17 protein-coding genes and 2 pseudogenes are annotated in these 16,219 nt (G+C 69.0%); 13 read left to right on the plus strand and 6 right to left on the minus strand.

What is annotated here, in order from left to right; genetic code table 11:
- Positions 1-201 precede the first annotated feature (201 nt).
- On the plus strand, positions 202-738 hold the full coding sequence (locus tag ACFVVO_RS37295; RefSeq protein ID WP_390061163.1) for a hypothetical protein: 537 nt from the start codon (positions 202-204) through the stop codon (positions 736-738).
- 61 nt (positions 739-799) lie between these two features.
- Here the strand turns inward: ACFVVO_RS37295 and ACFVVO_RS37300 are convergent.
- Both ACFVVO_RS37300 and ACFVVO_RS37305 read right to left on the minus strand, forming a co-directional pair.
- Positions 800-952 (minus strand): annotated as a pseudogene (locus ACFVVO_RS37300) (sterol-binding protein); the annotation flags it as partial.
- Positions 953-1,241: 289 nt separating this feature from the next.
- Positions 1,242-1,694 (minus strand): hypothetical protein, encoded by a 453-nt coding sequence (locus ACFVVO_RS37305; RefSeq protein WP_390061164.1) that lies wholly within the window; start codon positions 1,692-1,694, stop codon positions 1,242-1,244.
- 585 nt (positions 1,695-2,279) lie between these two features.
- Here ACFVVO_RS37305 and ACFVVO_RS37310 point away from each other — a divergent pair.
- The 10 genes and pseudogenes from ACFVVO_RS37310 to ACFVVO_RS37355 all read left to right on the plus strand — a co-directional run.
- The gene (locus tag ACFVVO_RS37310; RefSeq protein ID WP_390061165.1) at positions 2,280-2,648 is read left to right on the plus strand and encodes a hypothetical protein; all 369 of its coding nucleotides are present in this window, start codon (positions 2,280-2,282) and stop codon (positions 2,646-2,648) included.
- The gene (locus ACFVVO_RS37315; protein ID WP_390061166.1) at positions 2,645-4,327 is read left to right on the plus strand and encodes a DnaB-like helicase N-terminal domain-containing protein; all 1,683 of its coding nucleotides are present in this window, start codon (positions 2,645-2,647) and stop codon (positions 4,325-4,327) included. Before ACFVVO_RS37310 ends, ACFVVO_RS37315 begins: the two co-directional genes overlap by 4 nt.
- Before the next feature lie 30 nt (positions 4,328-4,357).
- Entirely contained in the window at positions 4,358-5,527 is a 1,170-nt protein-coding gene (locus tag ACFVVO_RS37320; protein ID WP_390061167.1) for a hypothetical protein, read from the plus strand.
- Positions 5,528-5,782: 255 nt separating this feature from the next.
- Positions 5,783-5,947 carry a hypothetical protein gene (locus tag ACFVVO_RS37325; RefSeq protein ID WP_390061168.1) on the plus strand — a complete coding sequence of 55 codons (165 nt, stop codon included), beginning with the start codon at positions 5,783-5,785 and terminating at the stop codon, positions 5,945-5,947.
- 260 nt (positions 5,948-6,207) lie between these two features.
- Complete coding sequence (locus ACFVVO_RS37330) at positions 6,208-7,002, plus strand: IS4 family transposase (protein ID WP_390061186.1); 795 nt, start codon at positions 6,208-6,210, stop codon at positions 7,000-7,002.
- Between the two features lie 280 nt (positions 7,003-7,282).
- Entirely contained in the window at positions 7,283-7,987 is a 705-nt protein-coding gene (locus ACFVVO_RS37335; RefSeq protein WP_390061169.1) for a hypothetical protein, read from the plus strand.
- A gap of 318 nt (positions 7,988-8,305) precedes the next feature.
- Complete coding sequence (locus ACFVVO_RS37340) at positions 8,306-9,070, plus strand: methyltransferase (RefSeq protein ID WP_390061171.1); 765 nt, start codon at positions 8,306-8,308, stop codon at positions 9,068-9,070.
- Between the two features lie 178 nt (positions 9,071-9,248).
- Entirely contained in the window at positions 9,249-9,809 is a 561-nt protein-coding gene (locus ACFVVO_RS37345) for a winged helix-turn-helix domain-containing protein (RefSeq protein WP_390061173.1), read from the plus strand.
- Positions 9,810-9,859: 50 nt separating this feature from the next.
- Positions 9,860-11,440, plus strand: a complete 1,581-nt coding sequence (locus tag ACFVVO_RS37350; RefSeq protein ID WP_390061174.1) for an ISL3 family transposase — start codon at positions 9,860-9,862, stop codon at positions 11,438-11,440.
- Positions 11,441-11,491: 51 nt separating this feature from the next.
- Positions 11,492-12,016 (plus strand): annotated as a pseudogene (locus ACFVVO_RS37355) (transposase); the annotation flags it as partial.
- Between the two features lie 48 nt (positions 12,017-12,064).
- Here ACFVVO_RS37355 and ACFVVO_RS37360 read toward each other — a convergent pair.
- A complete protein-coding gene (locus ACFVVO_RS37360) occupies positions 12,065-12,751 on the minus strand; it encodes a hypothetical protein (protein WP_390061176.1) in 687 nt (228 codons plus the stop codon).
- 226 nt (positions 12,752-12,977) lie between these two features.
- Complete coding sequence (locus ACFVVO_RS37365; RefSeq protein WP_390061178.1) at positions 12,978-13,394, minus strand: hypothetical protein; 417 nt, start codon at positions 13,392-13,394, stop codon at positions 12,978-12,980.
- A gap of 471 nt (positions 13,395-13,865) precedes the next feature.
- Between ACFVVO_RS37365 and ACFVVO_RS37370 the strand changes: the two genes are divergently transcribed.
- Positions 13,866-14,234, plus strand: a complete 369-nt coding sequence (locus tag ACFVVO_RS37370; protein WP_390061179.1) for a nuclear transport factor 2 family protein — start codon at positions 13,866-13,868, stop codon at positions 14,232-14,234.
- A gap of 137 nt (positions 14,235-14,371) precedes the next feature.
- Here the strand turns inward: ACFVVO_RS37370 and ACFVVO_RS37375 are convergent, their stop codons facing one another.
- Positions 14,372-14,668, minus strand: coding sequence for a hypothetical protein (locus ACFVVO_RS37375; RefSeq protein ID WP_390061181.1), 297 nt, complete (start codon positions 14,666-14,668; stop codon positions 14,372-14,374).
- A gap of 391 nt (positions 14,669-15,059) precedes the next feature.
- Positions 15,060-15,647: a hypothetical protein gene (locus ACFVVO_RS37380; RefSeq protein WP_390061182.1), complete on the minus strand. Its 588-nt coding sequence runs from the start codon at positions 15,645-15,647 to the stop codon at positions 15,060-15,062.
- A gap of 250 nt (positions 15,648-15,897) precedes the next feature.
- Here ACFVVO_RS37380 and ACFVVO_RS37385 point away from each other — a divergent pair, with 250 nt between their 5' ends.
- Positions 15,898-16,158 (plus strand): hypothetical protein, encoded by a 261-nt coding sequence (locus ACFVVO_RS37385; RefSeq protein ID WP_390061183.1) that lies wholly within the window; start codon positions 15,898-15,900, stop codon positions 16,156-16,158.
- The last annotated feature ends 61 nt before the right edge of the window (positions 16,159-16,219 follow it).

The following is a 16,219-nucleotide window of genomic DNA, read 5'->3' on the forward strand; positions in this document are numbered from 1 at the left end:
TCATCCAGGGGCGGACATGCTCGGCTAGACCGCGCCCGGCCACGCCCCACCGACCCCGGCTGTGACGCAGCTCCTGTCGCCCCCGGGGGAGGCCGCCGTACCGTTGTCCGCACCTCCCCGCCCGGGCGCGCAGTGCCCGCGACCGGATCACCCACACCGGAACACCCAGGACAGGCGGGCATACGCACAGGACGGTCCACCATGCCCACCGCGCTCTCGCCCGTCATCGCCGCCTCCGCACGCTGGCTGCTGGCGGCCTTCCCCCCGGCCACCGGCCCGCTGAACCAGGCCCTGGCCGAAGCCCAGGCAGGCCATGCGGCCACCATCGCCGCCGCCCTGCGCTACCCCACCGCGCTGGACGCCGAACTGCTGGACCTGCTCGGCCCCGGCGGCTCTGGCCGGCTGGACTTCGTCACCGGCGCCGACTCACCCCCGCTGACGGACGCCACCCACGCCTGGCGCACCCAGGTCGACGAGACCGTCGTCAGTTGGGCGGCCTGCCTGCTGGCCGACGCCGACCTCGCCGCCCTGGCCGCCGCCTGCCTGGCCGCCACCCACCACGGCCCCGACAGCGTGGGCGACGCGCGCCGGCTGACCATCCCCAGCCCGCGCGACCACCGCGCGGCCCCCCTGCTGCGCCACCCGGACTTCCTCGGCCCGATCGCGGACCTCCACCGCGAGACGCTCCTCGGCCTCCTCGGCGCCGCCCCGGCCGTCACCGCCCCCGAACCCAGGTGACCACCGAGCCCGTACGACCACAGGCAGCCGGCCCCCGTCGGGCCGCCGCGGCCCGTCGCGCTCAGGGCGCCTTGAACAGAGCCGGGAAACGCGGAGCGAGCCAGGGCTTGCGCCCCCCGACCAGGATGCGGCCCTGAGCGAGGGGACCCCACTGGCCCCGGCGCCCGAGCGCCATCAGGAGAAACGTGACCGGCTCGATGAGGATGGTGCAGTCCGTAACCGCTCCACACTCGATGGCAGGCCCCGACAGGCCGGACCACAACTCAGCCGGCAACGGACGCAAGCGGCACCTGTGGCAGCTTCGTCGCCCCGGCCGGTGTGGGCCAGCGCCGAAAAGAGGTGTAGGTTCCCGCGATCCGTGTCATCTGCCGCACCTCTGACCTCGACGGTTCTTGGACTTCCCACGCCATGTCATGTGCTGGATTCCCAGCGCCGTGTCATTTTCCTGGCTCGCCCAGCCAGAAACGGCGACGCCGCCGCCCAAGGAGAGGTTCACCGGACGGTCAGAAGCTCCAGCTGTAGAGGCCGCCGCCCGTGGCCACCGCAGACGCCGCAAGCCGGGACACTGCCTGCAGGACCGCCAGCAGATCATCGTCGGTCATTTCGTCCCCGTCGGCGGACCTGAGCCTCGCGGTCCAGCGATCTGCCAGCTCCTGCAGCTCAACGGAGGTGGCGTCGGCCAATGCCCGGATCAACCGCGGCGGCAGAGCGAACACCTCAACACCATCGTTCAAGGGGGCAGTGACCCACTCCGGCCACGGCCATGCAAGGAGCTGCTCGATCGGCGGGACCTCGGCAGAGGGCTCCTCGAAGTACATGTCCCACTCCGCTATGGCACTGTCCGGCTCTATGAAACGGCAGGTCACAGACTCAAACGCCGGACCAGGTCCCTGTCGGCGCGTCGCAGCGGCACTCTCGTCGTCCGGAGCGAGGAAGAACACGATGTCGTGGGCCATCTCAGCATGGTGGCAGCCTGCCGAGCTGAGTGCCGGCAACGGGTATTGCGACCAGTGACCATGCTGCCTCTTCCCCCGCTGCCATCGGTCTGTCATAGGCGCCTGCCCTAGTCACGCACGGGGATGACGACCAGGGACGGTCCTGTACACGAAGGGGGAACTGCTCGCTCACGCGGCATGATTTCCAGCCCCGTGTCCTATTGGCCACGTGGTGGACATCGCCGGTGGGAAAGGGATCCTACAAGAGGAGAGACCAGCCATACCTGCACCCGTGAAGGTGCAAGATTAAACATGCTCAACTCGTCGGATGAGCTTTGAAGATGGCTGGTCTCAAGAACCAGTTAAGCACACATTCCGCGCCGACGGTCAAGCAGCCAGCTCTCACCCTCACCGTGATCGGGTCTCACCGACCTCCTGCCGAAGGCCCCTCGCGCGAGCTCAGTCCCGCCGGGTGGGACGTAGGACAAACATTCCTCGCCCATTGAACTCACCCCTTGGACCGCACCCCGGATTCGGCTTGTTGGCCGGTGAATCACGACGCAGCCTGCCTGGAGTCCACCGTCCTCATCGGAACGGGAGCCGACCATGGCCGCGCCCGGCAGCACCACCACAGTCACCTGGGCCGAACGAATGGAGCTCCTCAAGGATTCGGCACAGCAGCGGGTCTTGAATGCACCGATGCCTCCCGCCGCCATGGAGCAGCTCATCGCAGATGGTAAGGCCGATGCCCTTGGCCGGTTCGAGGGCAGCCCGGTGCGCTACCTGGACCGGTGGTGGCGACTGCACGAGTTGGGGTGGGTGGCGCTCGACGATGCCGCGTCCGCCCAATTCGACGTCCATGCCGAGCGCTACCGGGCGGCGACCGCGGCCACCGCTCCCGAAGGGGCGCCGCGGGAGGCGGTCGCCGAGCCGACCGAGGCGCCGCTGGTCCGGCCCGAAGCGGGGGCCGAGTGAACAACGACCAGTACGGGGCGCCGCAGCACGAACTCAACGTCGTCAGCAGCCTGCTGCGCGACCGCTCGACGGTGCGCCAGCTCGTCGACTGGAACCGCAGCGAGCCCGACTACTGGCTCAAACCCGACCACTTCCAGACAGCCTGGCTCGGCGACGCCTACGAGGCACTGCTGTCCGGCGGGCTCGACGAAATCGAGCAGCGGCTGCAGGCCTACCCCGGTGCCGACCGAGCTCAGGCCACAGCAGACGCTGTCACCGCCAGGATGATGACCCTCTACCAACAGCGCGCCGCGGCGGGCGATGCCAACGCTCAGTGGGCCGTCAACCAGGCGTACTACACCCAGTCGGATTTCTGGGCAGGCCTCCACGGCGCCATCCGCGAGATGGCGCGGTCCACCTGGCCGGCCACCCCAGAGCACGCCCGGCACGACGCCTACGTCACCGCCCGCGCAGCCCAGCACCCCTCCACTACCAAGAACGTTCCGTTCGAGCTGAGCCGCCCACGGGGCGTGGACCACGACGCCCTCCTGAAGGAGCTGGCGGTCATCGGAGCCGTCCTCAACGACCCGGCCCGCTCGCGGCAGTTCCGGTACACCCCGTCTTCTCCCGACGCATCGCCCTACTGGCTCCAGCCCCAGGACTTTGCGGACCCCTCGACCGCCGAGATCTGGGACGCGCTGGTCACCGGGCCCGACCCTGCGATCGCGCTCCCGGCAGCGACAGACCCCGTCCTCACGCCGGAACAGCGTGCCGCAGCCGTGATCCAGCACATCACTCTGCGGCTGGACTACAACGACTACCACCGCTCCATCGGCGACGAGGCAGCCAGGGCCCGCCGTGCTGCCAACGCCAACCAGGTCATCGCCGCCTACCTGGTGCGAGCGAGTGCACCGGACTACAGTCCGAACCCCGACAACGCGGCCCAGTACGCGGTCTCCTTCGTCCTCGAGCCGAGCATCCCCGCCGCCGTCGAGTACCTGGCCGGCCGCGTCCGCGACTACGGACTGGCCGACGTGTCCCTGGACCAGGTCGCCATCGAACTCAGCACCAACGAATACGCCCTGGACCAGCTCGCCGAGCGCCTCGACGCTTCGCCCCGTACTCTCGCCGGCTACGGACAACAGCAGGCGCCAACGGTTGCGCCCGAGCCAACCGAAGGACAGCCGAGCTACACCTCTCGCCCAGTCGAGCGCCGCGTCCTCATCTCGCTCATGCAGGACCCAAGCCAGCTGCACAGTGGCCCGACCAGGGCTCTGGCTGCGCAAGACTTCACGCAGCCCGAGCACGCCTACATCTTCAAAGCCATCCAGTCCCTACCTCCCCATGCCGCCCAAGACCCCTGGCTGCTGACCAACCAGGCCCATCAGCTGGCCCGCTATGACGGGGCGCCCGCGCTGGACGCCCAAGAGCTCAGCAACATCGCTTTCGCCGCTCGTACCTTGCAGGTGGCCCCCGCCGACCAGGGCGCCAGTCATCTCGTCACCATGACGGTCCGTCGTACTGCGCGCGACGCCAGCACCGCGGTCGAGGCGGCGGCGCGAGAGACCCTCGACCCGCGCGCCCTCATCGACCAGAGCCGCGCGCAGTTCCAGCAGGCCACCCGCGAGGCGCTGCGGTACCACGAGCGGTCTGTGCCGGAGCCCACCCCCTCCAACGCGCAGCAGGCGAACGTCGCGTGATCCCGACTGCCGCAACCAACGGAGCGTCCCGTGGCTGCTGAGGAGCCCCAAAACCCAGGGGCAAGCGGAGACGCCGCCGGCCCCTCGGGGGACAACGTCCACAACGCCATCGCGTGGTTCACGGAAGACCGTTCCCGCACCCGCCAGAGCATCGAGCACCCCGACGGCGCGGTCGCTCCAGGACGGCTTCTCGAATCGGCACGCTTCGACGTTCAGATCAACGAACTCCTGGACGGCCGTGTCTCCGAGCAGTCCCAGGCTCTCGCCCGTGCGCAGGCCGAGTGGCTCATCCGGCAGATGCCGAGCCACCACCAACCACCCTCCCTGGACAGCGCACAACAAGCCGGCCGGGCCTGGGGAATTCTGATCACCTTCCACACCGATGTCCTGCCCGACCAGGCCGTACTCGCCGAAGTGAGTGAGCACACCGGGATCTCCATGCGCGCGGCCGAGGAGATCCGTAACCAGGCCCGGAGCACCAGCACCGCCTACAGCCGGGCCGACCTGCTCTACCCGTACGACAACGCTCCGGACGAGGTCCTTATCGACGACTGGAACCGGCTCGTAGCCTGCGGCCCCGGCCTCCCCGCGGCTGCCGAACGTGCCCAGGACGTGCTGGAACTGCTCACCGCTCGAGTCACCGGCACCGGCGACCACGACTGGATGGAAGCCACCGCGCAGCACGCCGCGCAGATCTACGCCAGCGTCATCCGCGCTCAGCCACTCCTGGTCTCCGTCGCCGCGGTGATCCCCAGCCGCAGTCACCCCGATCCCGAAGGCGACCAGGCACGCCTGGTAGAGCTCGCCCGGCAAGGCCGGCTCGCCACCGCCGCCACTGCGGCCGCCCGGGCACGAGCGGTACAGGAGTGGGTCGCAGCAGACGGCGCGGCCGCGCCAGATCGGACCAGAACTGTGGAAGCCGCGGCGCCCGGGACCCGCACCCTGCTCGAGCTCAGCGAGACGCTGGCCACGCTCGACCCGGCCCAGGGCCCGTCCCCCTTCACCGCGCTGGATCCCCAGCGCGTCGCCAAAGTCGTCAATGCGTTCGGTCAGTTGTCCGCCAACATGAGCAGGGTTCTGCGTTCGGCCAGCACTCTTGCGACATCACATAAGCAGCCCACCCCGCAACGCCCTCAACGCCAGCAGCCGCCCACCCCTGGCCAGAACCCCGGAGGCGCCACGCCCAGAGCCGCGCCCTGAATGTCGGCCGGCTCCGGCGCTGCGGAAGGACGGCTCGTGCAGCGTGACCTTTCAGTAGGGCGCGGGCCGTCGTGACCGTGACCACGTCACGCCCCAGCGGCAAGTAGCCCCGAGTTACGGGACTCGTCCTCATTCGGCACAGTGCTGACCGCCGACCTCTCGCCCACGTAGTTGCCCACCTAACTGCTCCGTCCACGACGTTCGGCGAGCGGCCGAGGACAGGCCGCTCCGCAGCGGACAAGGAGCACCTACTTCATGATCAACTCAGTTGTCTCGAATGAACGACGACGGATCACTGTGGATCTCCCGAGCAACCAGCCCTTCATCGACATGCTCGGCGAGCAGCGGCCCATCGCCCAAGTTACTCTCGCGTTCACCGACACCATTCTCGGGCGTCCGGCTCACCGCCTGCGACGGTGAGGTCGCGTACGTCAGCCAGGCCGATCTCAAAGACCCGGGGAGCTGGCCGGGCTGGCTCCGCGATCTGATCAGCGAGCACCGCCCCAGCCCCTTCGGAACCCGGCAGCAACTCGCTGATGCACTCCTCGCGGCTCCTGAGGGATTATCTGCCCTTGTCAAGCAATTGAGCAGGTCGACGGCATGACCCCGCTTAAGGCCAATGCCGTTGTTTTAGTCCGCGGGCGTACGCTGCTGCGTAGTGCTTCCCGGGGGTGGTGCGGGTGTCTGCGGATATCGGCGAGTTATCGGGGTTAGGGCTGCTGACCTGGGTGTATCGGCCCGGGTTGGTGGATCGTGTGGTGGCTGCCTGTGGTCGTGGTGAGCAGCGCAGACGTCTGCTGCCGGCCCGGCTGGTTGTGTACTTCGTGCTCGCCCTTGCCCTGTTCTCGCCGGCGCCGTATCTGGAGGTGATGCGGCACCTGGTCGAGGGCTTGCGGGGCCAGGGGCTGCTGGGCGAGTGGCACATCCCGGCGAAATCGTCCCTGTTCCGGGCCCGCCAGCGCCTGGGCTCGGAGCCGCTGCGGGTGCTGTTTGCCACGACCGTAAAACCGATGGGCACCGAGGCCACACCGGGGTGCTTCTGGCGCGGGCTGCGGCTGCTGGCAGTGGACGGCACCTGCTGGGACGTCGCCGACAGCCCGGCGAACGAGGCCGCCTTCGGCCGTCCCGGAAACAGCCGCGGTCAGGACAAGTCCAGCTTTCCCCAGGTGCGGATGGCCTGTTTGGTCGAGGCGGGCACCCACCTCGTCCTGGATGCCGAACTGGCCGGTTGCCGCACCGGCGAAGTCACCCTGGTCAGCCGCCTGCCCCGCTCCTGCGGGCCCGGCGAACTGGTCCTGGCGGACCGCGAGTTCCTCGGCGTGCCGTTGTGGCGGGCCTTCACCGCGGCCAACAGCAGACCACCACCAAGCCCGCGGCCGTCTCCGACAGCGCGGCGGCCCCAGCCGCCACCTGAACCGGCCCTGCCCGTCCCTGCCTCAGTCACGCTTACTGCCACTCGGTCCCGCCCCCGTTGAGGGACGGGGCCGAGCGCGTTGCCGCGCCCGATCCGCTGCATCCCGGTCAGCACAGCGCAGGTTGCGCAGCTAAGCCACACCCCGCGCACGGTCCACTCCGCAGCCCCGCCCCTCCGCGGAGCAGCCCCGCCCAGCACACCGACTGACGGGATCCCGCCTCAGGAAGAACCACGCGGGTTCACCAACCATGACACCCCCCACAGACCACTGTGCCGTCACAGCCTGGTCGGCTCCGGCCCGGCCGCACCCCTGGACCATCCCACCGTTAACAGGAGCACCTGTGTCCTCGTACAGCTACACCGACCCACAGAGCCATCGCGTGGAGCTTCGCGCCACCACCCGTCCTCGCGGGCCCTACGTGTCCTGCGAGGCGGAGAACCTCGCCCGGGGCGGCGACACCGTCACCGTGCTCCTGCCCGCGGTCAAGGCGCGCGCCCTGGCCGACCACCTCGACCGGCGGGACCGGTACGAGTTCGTCGACGTGGTCGGCAACACGCTCAGCGTCGAGACCGCGGACGACTGGACCCGGTTCACCTTCGTACGTGACTCGCGCCAAGATGACGAGCCGGCCGGCACGGTGCCGGTCGTCGTGCTCACCGGCCGCCTCCCCGAAGTAGCTCGCGCACTGAGAGCCGAAGCCGAGGGCGCCGAGCGCGAGCAACACGCGGCGGAGGATGGGGCACAGTACTGCAGGGGCGCCGCGATCGACCACGACGAGACCGGCGTGTGCCATCACGGCCCCGCCGAGCAGCCGATGGTCCAAACCGGCGCCTGCGCACCGCTCGAGGAGGCCGCCGCCCGGTTCGCCGCCGTGTTCAGTCTCCAGGACACCGCGTGCGAGGTGGCGGCTGCCTTGCCGTGCACCGAGATCGACGCGCTGGTCGGTCTGCTTCGCGCTGCCGGCGCACCCGGCACGGCCACCGCATGCTGGTTGGACGCCCACGCGGGCAGCGAGCCGGAATGCCGCGGCCACAGCGCAGGCTGAACACCGTCACCCCGCCTGACCTCATGGCCCCCGGCGCCGCCCGTCGCGGTGCCGGGGGCCGCTCTCTACCCCGGGCCGGGCCAGTACGTCGCATCGTGCCGAAGGCCGCTCCCTCACCCTCCCCGCGCCTTCCAGGCCCCCGATCTCCGCCCTCACAAGAGTCTGAAGCTGCCCCGCACCCGGCCTGGCGTAGGCGGTGCAGGGTTGCGCCGCTTGCCAGCCACCGCGCCAGTGTCCGCGACGACCCGGGCTGAGCGGTGACCACCACCCCACGTTCTCGGGCCGCCCCTTCGCATACCCCAGCGCTTGGAGACGACTGTGCCCCTCACTCGTGAGCAGGCCCGCAACCACCACAAAGCGATGGACCTGGTCGCTGCCGACCGGGACCTGACCCGCAAGGAGAAGGAGTTCGTTCTCGATCATTACCAGCCGTCGGCGTCCACCACGCAGGCTCTCGACGGCGCGTTTTTCACCCCCCGCGAGATGGCACGCGAGCTCGCCACCTACGACATCGGCGGCGACCGGCCGGGCGAACGGATCATCGACCTGGGCGCGGGCATCGGCCGCCTCGCCTTCGAAGCCGTCCACGCCGACTGGCGTGACAGGGAGGACCTGCCGCTCGGCGAGATGGTCTGCGTCGAGAAGAACCCGGAATACGTGCGCGTGGGCCGCCGCGTACTGCCCGAGGCGACGTGGTTGTGCCACGACCTGCTCGACGCCGCCGACATGGACCTCGGCCTCTTTGACTGCGCGATCTCCAACCCGCCGTTCGGCGCCATCAGCCGCAGCCGCGACAGCGCCGCCTACCGCCCCCGGCAGTTCGAGTACCACGCCATCGCTACCGCGGCCCGCGTCGCCCGGCGCGGAATCTTCATCGTCCCCCGCACCTCGGTCCACGAAGAGCACCCCTCCCAACGCACCACCAGCTGCCTGCGCTTCACCCGCGAGACCGGTATCGAGCTGAAGACCACCTGGATGGATGCCGACGCATGGCGCGACCAGTGGGGCGGCCCCACTCCAAGGGTGACCGTCGTGTCCGCCGACTTCCACCACCCAGGCCTGCGCACCCCGAACGCCGCCTGACCCACCGGCCGGCCCCGGGTCGGCACGCCGCGCTGGTTGCGGCCCTTGCCCCGCGCACGGCCACGGTCCGCGACACCGGCCCGGGAGGCGGTAGCGCGGCCGACCGTACCGTTACTGACCTTCAAAGCGTGGTGTCGTAGGGGCTGACGTTTCGTGATCCCTGCGGTACGCCGACTGCATGAGGTATCCGCAAGGGGGTGGGCTGACCGACGAACGGCGGTCCTTCCGCGAGAAATTGCGTTGGGAGGCGGCCGAGCGGTTCAGCCAGGGCGACGAGAACACGGTCATCGGTCACGACCTGCGGGTCAGCGTTCGGTCGGTACAGCGTTGGCGCCAGGCCTGGTCGCAGGGTGGTACGAGAGCCCTGGCCTCGAAGGGTCCGGCATCGCTGCCGATGCTCAGCGACGAACTGTTCGCCGTGCTGGAGCGTGAGCTGGCCAAGGGATCGGTGGCACACGGCTGGCCGGACCAGACCTGGACCCTGTCACGGATCAAGACGCTGATCGGGCGCCGCTTCCACAAGAGCTACACCGCGCAAGGGGTGGCCGCCTTGCTCAAGCGGCACGGCTGGAGCTGCCAGGTGCCGGCCCGGCGGGCGATCGAGCGGGACGAGACCCTGGTGGACGGCTGGGCGAAGGAGACCTGGCCCCAGGTGGAAGGACCGTGGCGGCGCTCGATGCCTGGCTCGTCTTCGAGGACGAGGCCGGCTTCTCGATGGGCTCAGTCAAGATTTCCGTGATGGGGTGACCGACCGTCACTTCGGTGGCATGGTCCGCAGTGTGTGACGACTTGCTGGACATCGTGTTTCCGCACCTGGAGAAGGTGCTGGTGGAGCAAGTGCGCGTGGAAGACGGCGTGGTGCGGGTCCAAGCCCGCACCCGCGACGGTTCTCTTGCGTGTCCCGACTGCGGCGTTTCCTCGGTCCGGGTCCACAGTTGGTATCGACGGTGTCTGGCGGATGCCGCCGTGGGCGGGCGTCCCGTGGCCATCGACCTGTCGGTGCGGCGGTTGTTCTGCGATGTCGCCAGTTGTGCGCGTCGCACCTTCGTTGAGCAGGTCGAAGGACTCACCATCCGGTACGGACGCCGCACTGTCGTGCTGGCTACCCTGATCCAGGCCATTGCCCTGGCGCTGGCCGGCCGTGCCGGTGCGCGGCTCGCCGCCATGCTGCACATCGTCGTCAGCCGGATGACGCTGCTGAATGTGCTGATGGCGCTGCCCGACCCGTGCCCTCCCTCACCACGGGTGCTCGGGGTGGATGACTTCGCCACCCGACGTGGGCGCAGATACGGGACGGTACTGGTCGACGTCGAGTCCCATGCCGTCCTCGACCTGCTGCCCGGCAGAGAGAAGGAACCTGTGGCTGTCTGGCTGGCCGGACACCCGGGGATCGAGGTGATCTGCCGGGACCGGGCCGGCGCCTATGCCGAGGCGGCCCGCGCAGGCGCTCCGGGAGCGCTGCAGGTCGCCGACCGATGGCATTTATGGGACAACCTGACCACCGCTGTCGAACGCACCGTGATCGCTCACCGGCCCTGTCTGCAAGAACCTGAGGTGAGCACCCCGTCGGCCCGGCGCATGGCCGCTGCTCCGCCCTCGACCCTCAATCCGGACACCGGCACGGAAAAATGGCTGGTCACCCGAACACGGGAGCGACACAAGGCAGTTCACCGACTGCTGGCCCGCGGATGGACGATCAGCGCCATCGCGCGGGAGCTGGGCCTTGCCCGGCACACCGCGGAACGCTATGCCCACTGCAAGAACCTCGACGGCCTCATCGAAGGCGCCCTTCGCACCACCCGCCTGGACGACTACAAGCCGTACCTGATCCGGCGATGGAACGAAGGATGCACCGATGCTGCCCGCCTCTTCCGGGAGATCCAGACCCAGGGCTACCCGGGACGAACCCCGCAAGCGGTGCGACGCTATCTCCGGCCGCTTCGCACCGGCCTCGGCTCCATCCGGTCGCCGGCCCCGGTGATCAAACCGCAGCAGGTCACCAACTGGATCATGTGGAACCCCCAGCACCTGCGCAACGACGAAGAGCGCCAACTGGGTGAAGTACTCGGCCGGTGCCCGGAGTTGACTGCCGCCCGCAGCCACGTGCATGCCTTCGCGCGGATGGTCTGCGACCTCGGTGGAAACAGCCTGCCAGCATGGACAGACGCCGTCCACGCCGATGACCTGCCCGCCCTGCACGCCTTCGCCGACGGTCTCCAGCGTGATCACCAGGCTGTCACCGCGGGACTTACGCTGCCCTGGAGTTCCGGCCCTGTCGAAGGCCACGTCAACCGGATCAAGATGCTGAAGCGACAGATGTATGGGAGAGCCGGTTTCGCGCTACTCCGCAAACGAGTCCTCCTCTCCTGACTCAAGTCACGCTCCGTAACCCCGTCACGGAAATCTTGACTGAGCCTCTCGATGACGCCGTCGACCACTCGCACCTGGTCCCGCCGCGGCCACACCCCCGTGGTCCGCGTACGGGGCCGCTCGCGCCGCCGCTTATCGGTGGCGGCCCTGGCTTGCTACAAGACTGGCGAGCGACCTCGGCTGATCTACAGGCCCTGCCCGGACGCCCGGCCCGATGGGCGCAAGAGCTTCTCCTGGAAGGATTACCGCGACCTGATCCAGAGCGCCCACCAGCAGCTCGGTGGTTCGATCGTGCTGGTCTGGGACAACCTCAACACCCACCTGACGGCCGGCATGCGCCGCTACATCGCCGACCGCGACTGGCTCACCGTCTTCCAACTGCCTCCCTACTCGCCCGACCTCAACCCGGTCGAGGGCATCTGGTCCGTCCTGCGACGCACCACCACAGCCAACCGTGCGTTCGCCGATCCCGATGATTTGATCACCGCCGTCCGGCGCGGCTTGCGCCGGCTCCAGTATCGCCACGACGTCCTCGACGGCTGCTTCACCGGCACCGGCCTGCAACGCCGGCCACCAGGACGACATCACGCCCTCAACGCCGTGGTAAGCGAGCGCTTTCGGGACTCAGACGTGCTGCATCCAGATATTGGGCTCTACGTAGGTGCCCAGATCAGCAGAACGGTCGAGCTGTAGCAAGCTCAGCCCTTCAGGGATGACGTAGCCACCCGTTTCGGGAAACACCATGCCGGTCCAACGCTCCCACTCAGCGATCGTGCCGGTCATAGTCTGCGACTCGGGAGCCGCTGCGAGAACGCGGGCGCCCAGACGCTGATGCGTCCGGATCCATGGATCCAGGGCCATACCGTCCTCGCGGGTCCACCTCATGAAGGCATCGATGGACGTCAGCGGGTAGCGGGCTTTCAACGTCGGGCGCACCGGCGCTATAACGCGCGGCCATCCTGCATCCTCGGCGAGCTGGCGCAGTGCCTTGAGGGTCTCCCCGGCCAGGCCGCGTCCCTTGCGCGACGGGGTGACGATTGCCCCGCAGATCACCAGGGTGTCGGGTTCGATGCCTTGTTCTCGGCCCTCCACAGCGCGAATCGTGGCTTGGGTGTAGCCAGTGGGGAGTGTCTCCGTTCGCCCGTCCCACCGGATCGGGATACCCCAGCCGGCCGCGACAGGCACACCGCGGTCGTCCACCAGCATGAGATCAAGGTCGGCGAACCACTCCCTGATCCTGCCGATGTACTGCTTGGCCAGCCGATCGGCTGAGATGAACTCCGGGAAGCCCTCACTGAAGAGCTCCTGCATGTGCTCATCAGGCCATGTGCGTGCGTCTGTTCGCTCAACAGTCAAGGTCACCGGCCCTTTCTAGCGCACCGACCACAGCCAGAGCGATCGAGTTCCTACCGCCTGGGTTGGAACAGACCACCGAGATCACGCCCCGCCGCCCCCTCACGACACCACGCTTTGAAGGTCAGTAGACGGCATGCAGCCGTTGCGGTGCGGCGGCAGGTGGGTGGATGGACGGTCCCGCTCACCGGCCGCCCTTCGCGCTCTCGCGTCGCGGCCGGTTGGGCTGGCGGCCGATCTGTTCGGCGACCTGCCTGATCTCGGTGTGGCCGTAGGCGGTGCGCACACCCGAGATGCTGTAGCCGGCGCGGCCTGCGAGTTCTTCGAGTCCGTAGGGGCGGTTGCCGTGGAACTCCCGGCCCCAGGCCAGCAGTTGCCGGATCTGTGCGTCGACAGCCTCCTTCTTCGCCTTCAGGTCCTCGAGTGCCAGCAGCAGCGGATCCGTCCCCAGTTCCTCGCCCGCGGCCTCCAAGCCCAGGGCGTCGTTCTTGCGCTGCTCCAGTACCTGGTCGCAGGCGTCGGCGTAGCAGTCCTCGGGGGCGACGGCGCCCGGTTCGGGCATCGGGTTGCGCAGAGCGGCCAGTTCCTCAATCGAATGCATGGTTACGACGATCGCAGAAGATTGCGCTGATCGCAATAGTGTATCGGTGGTCTGCTGCCGGGCCGAGGTGCTGCCCTGGCCACTCCTTCTGCCGCGCGGTGACCGGGTGGATGGGCGGTCCCGCTCACCAGCCGCCCTTGGCGCTCTAGCGTCACTGGGCTGACGGCCGATCTGTGCCGTGACCTGCGGGCACCGGGCGGGGGAGGGCCCGGCCGGTAGCAGGCGTGGACGTCGGCCACTTCCTGCTCCCAGATCGCCCGGGCATGGCAAGGCTCCGCGACACGGGACGCTGCACGCGGTCCGCAGGCCACCAGGCGGGACGACTGTCCTCGTACCGCGAGCGGCAGCCTGCCGGCACGGCACATTGATGGGAGCCAATGGGAGCCATCGGGCTCGGGCCGGCGCACTCCGGCCCGAACCCGGCTCCATGGCCTGAAAGACGAGTCACTTCATCGGAACGGGAGTCCCACCATGTCGAACTACGCTGCCGCCGTCGCCCGCTACTTCGAGGCGTGGAACGCCTCGGACACCGACACGCTCGCCAAGGCGGTCGCCGCCGCGTGGTCCGAGGACGGCACCTACACCGACCCGCTGGCCGACGTCCGCGGCCACGAGCAGATCGCCGCGGTCATCCAGGCGGCACACGAACAGTTCCCCGGCTTCGAACTCAAGCTGACCGGCGACGTGGACGGCAACCACCACATCGCCCGCTTCAGCTGGGAACTGGTGTCCACCGCCGACGGCTCGGCGCCGGTCGCCGGCTCGGACGTGGTCACCCTGACCGAGAACGGCCGGATCACCGCCGTCCTCGGCTTCCTCGACCGGCTCCCGCAAGCCTGACACCCGAAGACCCCGCCCCCCTGGCTCACAGAAGCCGGGGCAAGACCGCCACCACGCCGATTTCGGCCTCACGCCACAGCCCGGCGAGGACCCACTGTGCGAGGCAGTCCTAGGCACGCCGCCTCCCACACGCACCGCTAGCGCACCGCCAGCACGACCAGGACCACCACCACGGCCGCCGCGTACGCGACCAGAAGCGCCGGCGGCAGCCATGGCTGGGGCAATCGCGCGGCACGGGCCTGGCGGGCCCTCTTCGTGCACTCGCCAACCCCGGTCAGACCCCCGAAAAGGCTCAGCACGTAGATCCAGCGATGCCAGCCCGTGCTGTCATAGACCAGGGCGAACGCGCCGCCGCCTATCATCACCGTCGCCCACAGATATGCCATGAACGGCACCACTTGGGGCTTGTCCTTGTCCGTTAAGCCATCCGACATGGCTCCGCTCCCCTCTCACTGTGCAGTCACGGACGCAGCCGGGCGGCCTCAGGGTTGCCGGCGCCTGCGACGATGGCCTGTTCCCGGACATAGCTGAGCCGGGAACACTGTTGTGGTTTCGCACCCCGCTGTCTCACTCGGCAGTGCCGAATAGACGCGACTGCGACGTGTGCTCGCGGCCCGCACCTGGTTGTTCAGCTGGCGCTCCAGCACGCCGGGTGCCCTGCTGCCGACGGTGGTTCTGCCCGCGCCCGACTGGCTCAGAATTGTGATCGCTTCGGACTCGGAACTGGACTGCCTGGGCTCGCCGGCACCGAGAGCGGGACACGTGGGGTGAAGGGGGGAGACGCCAGCCGGGCACGACAGGGGAGACGTGCCCAGCCGGCGCCAGTCAGGGGGTGCGTGGCGTGGGCCGGCTCAACTCGGGCGCGCATGCCCGCAGCACCTCGTACAGGTGCTGCGGGTCGGCCAGGCGGCGGCCGCCGCCGTCCGGGGGCGCCAGCCAGAACAGGCCGGGCGGGGCTAACCGGTCCAGGCGCGGCACACCCACGTGCCGGATGTAGGGGGCGGTGCCGCCCATGCATTCCACGCCGGCCGGGGTCAGGTCGTCCGGCCAGTGGCGGTCTCTGCCCGGTGGCACCAGGACGTACAGGAACGGCCGGTAGGGGTCGCAGAACATGGCCCCTTCCACCTGAAGCTCGGCCACGCGGCGGCGCAGCTCCTCCGGGCGGGTGCCCCGCTCGAATGCGGGATGCAGGAGGGCGTATGGCAAGCGGACGGTGTCCCATGCCCGGCCTGCGGTCAGCAGGGCCACCTGGTGCGTGGTCCACTCCATGGCCGCCGTGTTAGGTGTGTCGGTGGCCTGGAGCATCCACTGCTCTGCCTGCGCCCGGCGGATCCGGGCCTCTCCGGTCGGCATCGGCGCGAGGAATCTCGGCTGGCTCACCGGGACGGTGCGCTTCTGCTCTGGCGGCTTCACAGGTGACTCCCTGGTGTTGGTGCTCGATCGGGCACGCAGGCGGTCGCCTCGACGCCCCGCTCGCTCCCACAGGTGAGGGATCGAGCGGGGTCGGCGGTCGACCGCACGGGAACGGCTGGCCAGTAGCCAGGTAACTCCATTCCGTTGCTGCCTGGTTAGGGCGATCGAGCACGGACTTCGCAGACCCCCCTAGGGTGATTTGACACTCGCTTTACGTGACGGATGGTCGGCATCTCGTTACGGTGCGCCTATGACGGCCACGCGTAACGAGGCGCTCGAGGCGTGGATGGATGAACACGGCTACAGCTCCAACAGCCTGGCCGAAGCGGTGAACAACGCCCTGGGACGCTTGACCGGGCGGCCCGGCGGACTGGACGGCTCCTCCGTCCGGGACTGGAAGGCGGGCCGGGTCCGATGGCCCAAATCCGCCACCCGCCAGGCACTTGAGAACCTCTCCGGCTTGCCCGCCACCGCTTTAGAGGTCGTTTTATCCCGGTGTTTTATCCCGTGATGCGGGCTTGTTCCGGTGATGTCGGGTCGCGCCAGGAGATGGTGTTCTCACCGGTGAGGCG

This window comes from Streptomyces sp. NPDC058145 (assembly GCF_042884245.1).
Taxonomy (GTDB): domain Bacteria; phylum Actinomycetota; class Actinomycetes; order Streptomycetales; family Streptomycetaceae; genus Streptomyces.

What these genes read in the sequence shown, in the direction of transcription:
- ACFVVO_RS37365 (WP_390061178.1), bottom strand. Translation starts at nt 13,394, where the DNA reads ATGCATTCGATTGAGGAACTGGCCGCTCTGCGCAACCCGATGCCCGAA.
- ACFVVO_RS37375 (WP_390061181.1), bottom strand. Translation starts at nt 14,668, where the DNA reads ATGTCGGATGGCTTAACGGACAAGGACAAGCCCCAAGTGGTGCCGTTC.
- ACFVVO_RS37305 (WP_390061164.1), bottom strand. Translation starts at nt 1,694, where the DNA reads ATGGCCCACGACATCGTGTTCTTCCTCGCTCCGGACGACGAGAGTGCC.
- ACFVVO_RS37345 (WP_390061173.1), top strand. Translation starts at nt 9,249, where the DNA reads ATGAGGTATCCGCAAGGGGGTGGGCTGACCGACGAACGGCGGTCCTTC.
- ACFVVO_RS37385 (WP_390061183.1), top strand. Translation starts at nt 15,898, where the DNA reads ATGACGGCCACGCGTAACGAGGCGCTCGAGGCGTGGATGGATGAACAC.
- ACFVVO_RS37325 (WP_390061168.1), top strand. Translation starts at nt 5,783, where the DNA reads ATGATCAACTCAGTTGTCTCGAATGAACGACGACGGATCACTGTGGAT.
- ACFVVO_RS37370 (WP_390061179.1), top strand. Translation starts at nt 13,866, where the DNA reads ATGTCGAACTACGCTGCCGCCGTCGCCCGCTACTTCGAGGCGTGGAAC.
- ACFVVO_RS37360 (WP_390061176.1), bottom strand. Translation starts at nt 12,751, where the DNA reads ATGCAGGAGCTCTTCAGTGAGGGCTTCCCGGAGTTCATCTCAGCCGAT.
- ACFVVO_RS37310 (WP_390061165.1), top strand. Translation starts at nt 2,280, where the DNA reads ATGGCCGCGCCCGGCAGCACCACCACAGTCACCTGGGCCGAACGAATG.
- ACFVVO_RS37295 (WP_390061163.1), top strand. Translation starts at nt 202, where the DNA reads ATGCCCACCGCGCTCTCGCCCGTCATCGCCGCCTCCGCACGCTGGCTG.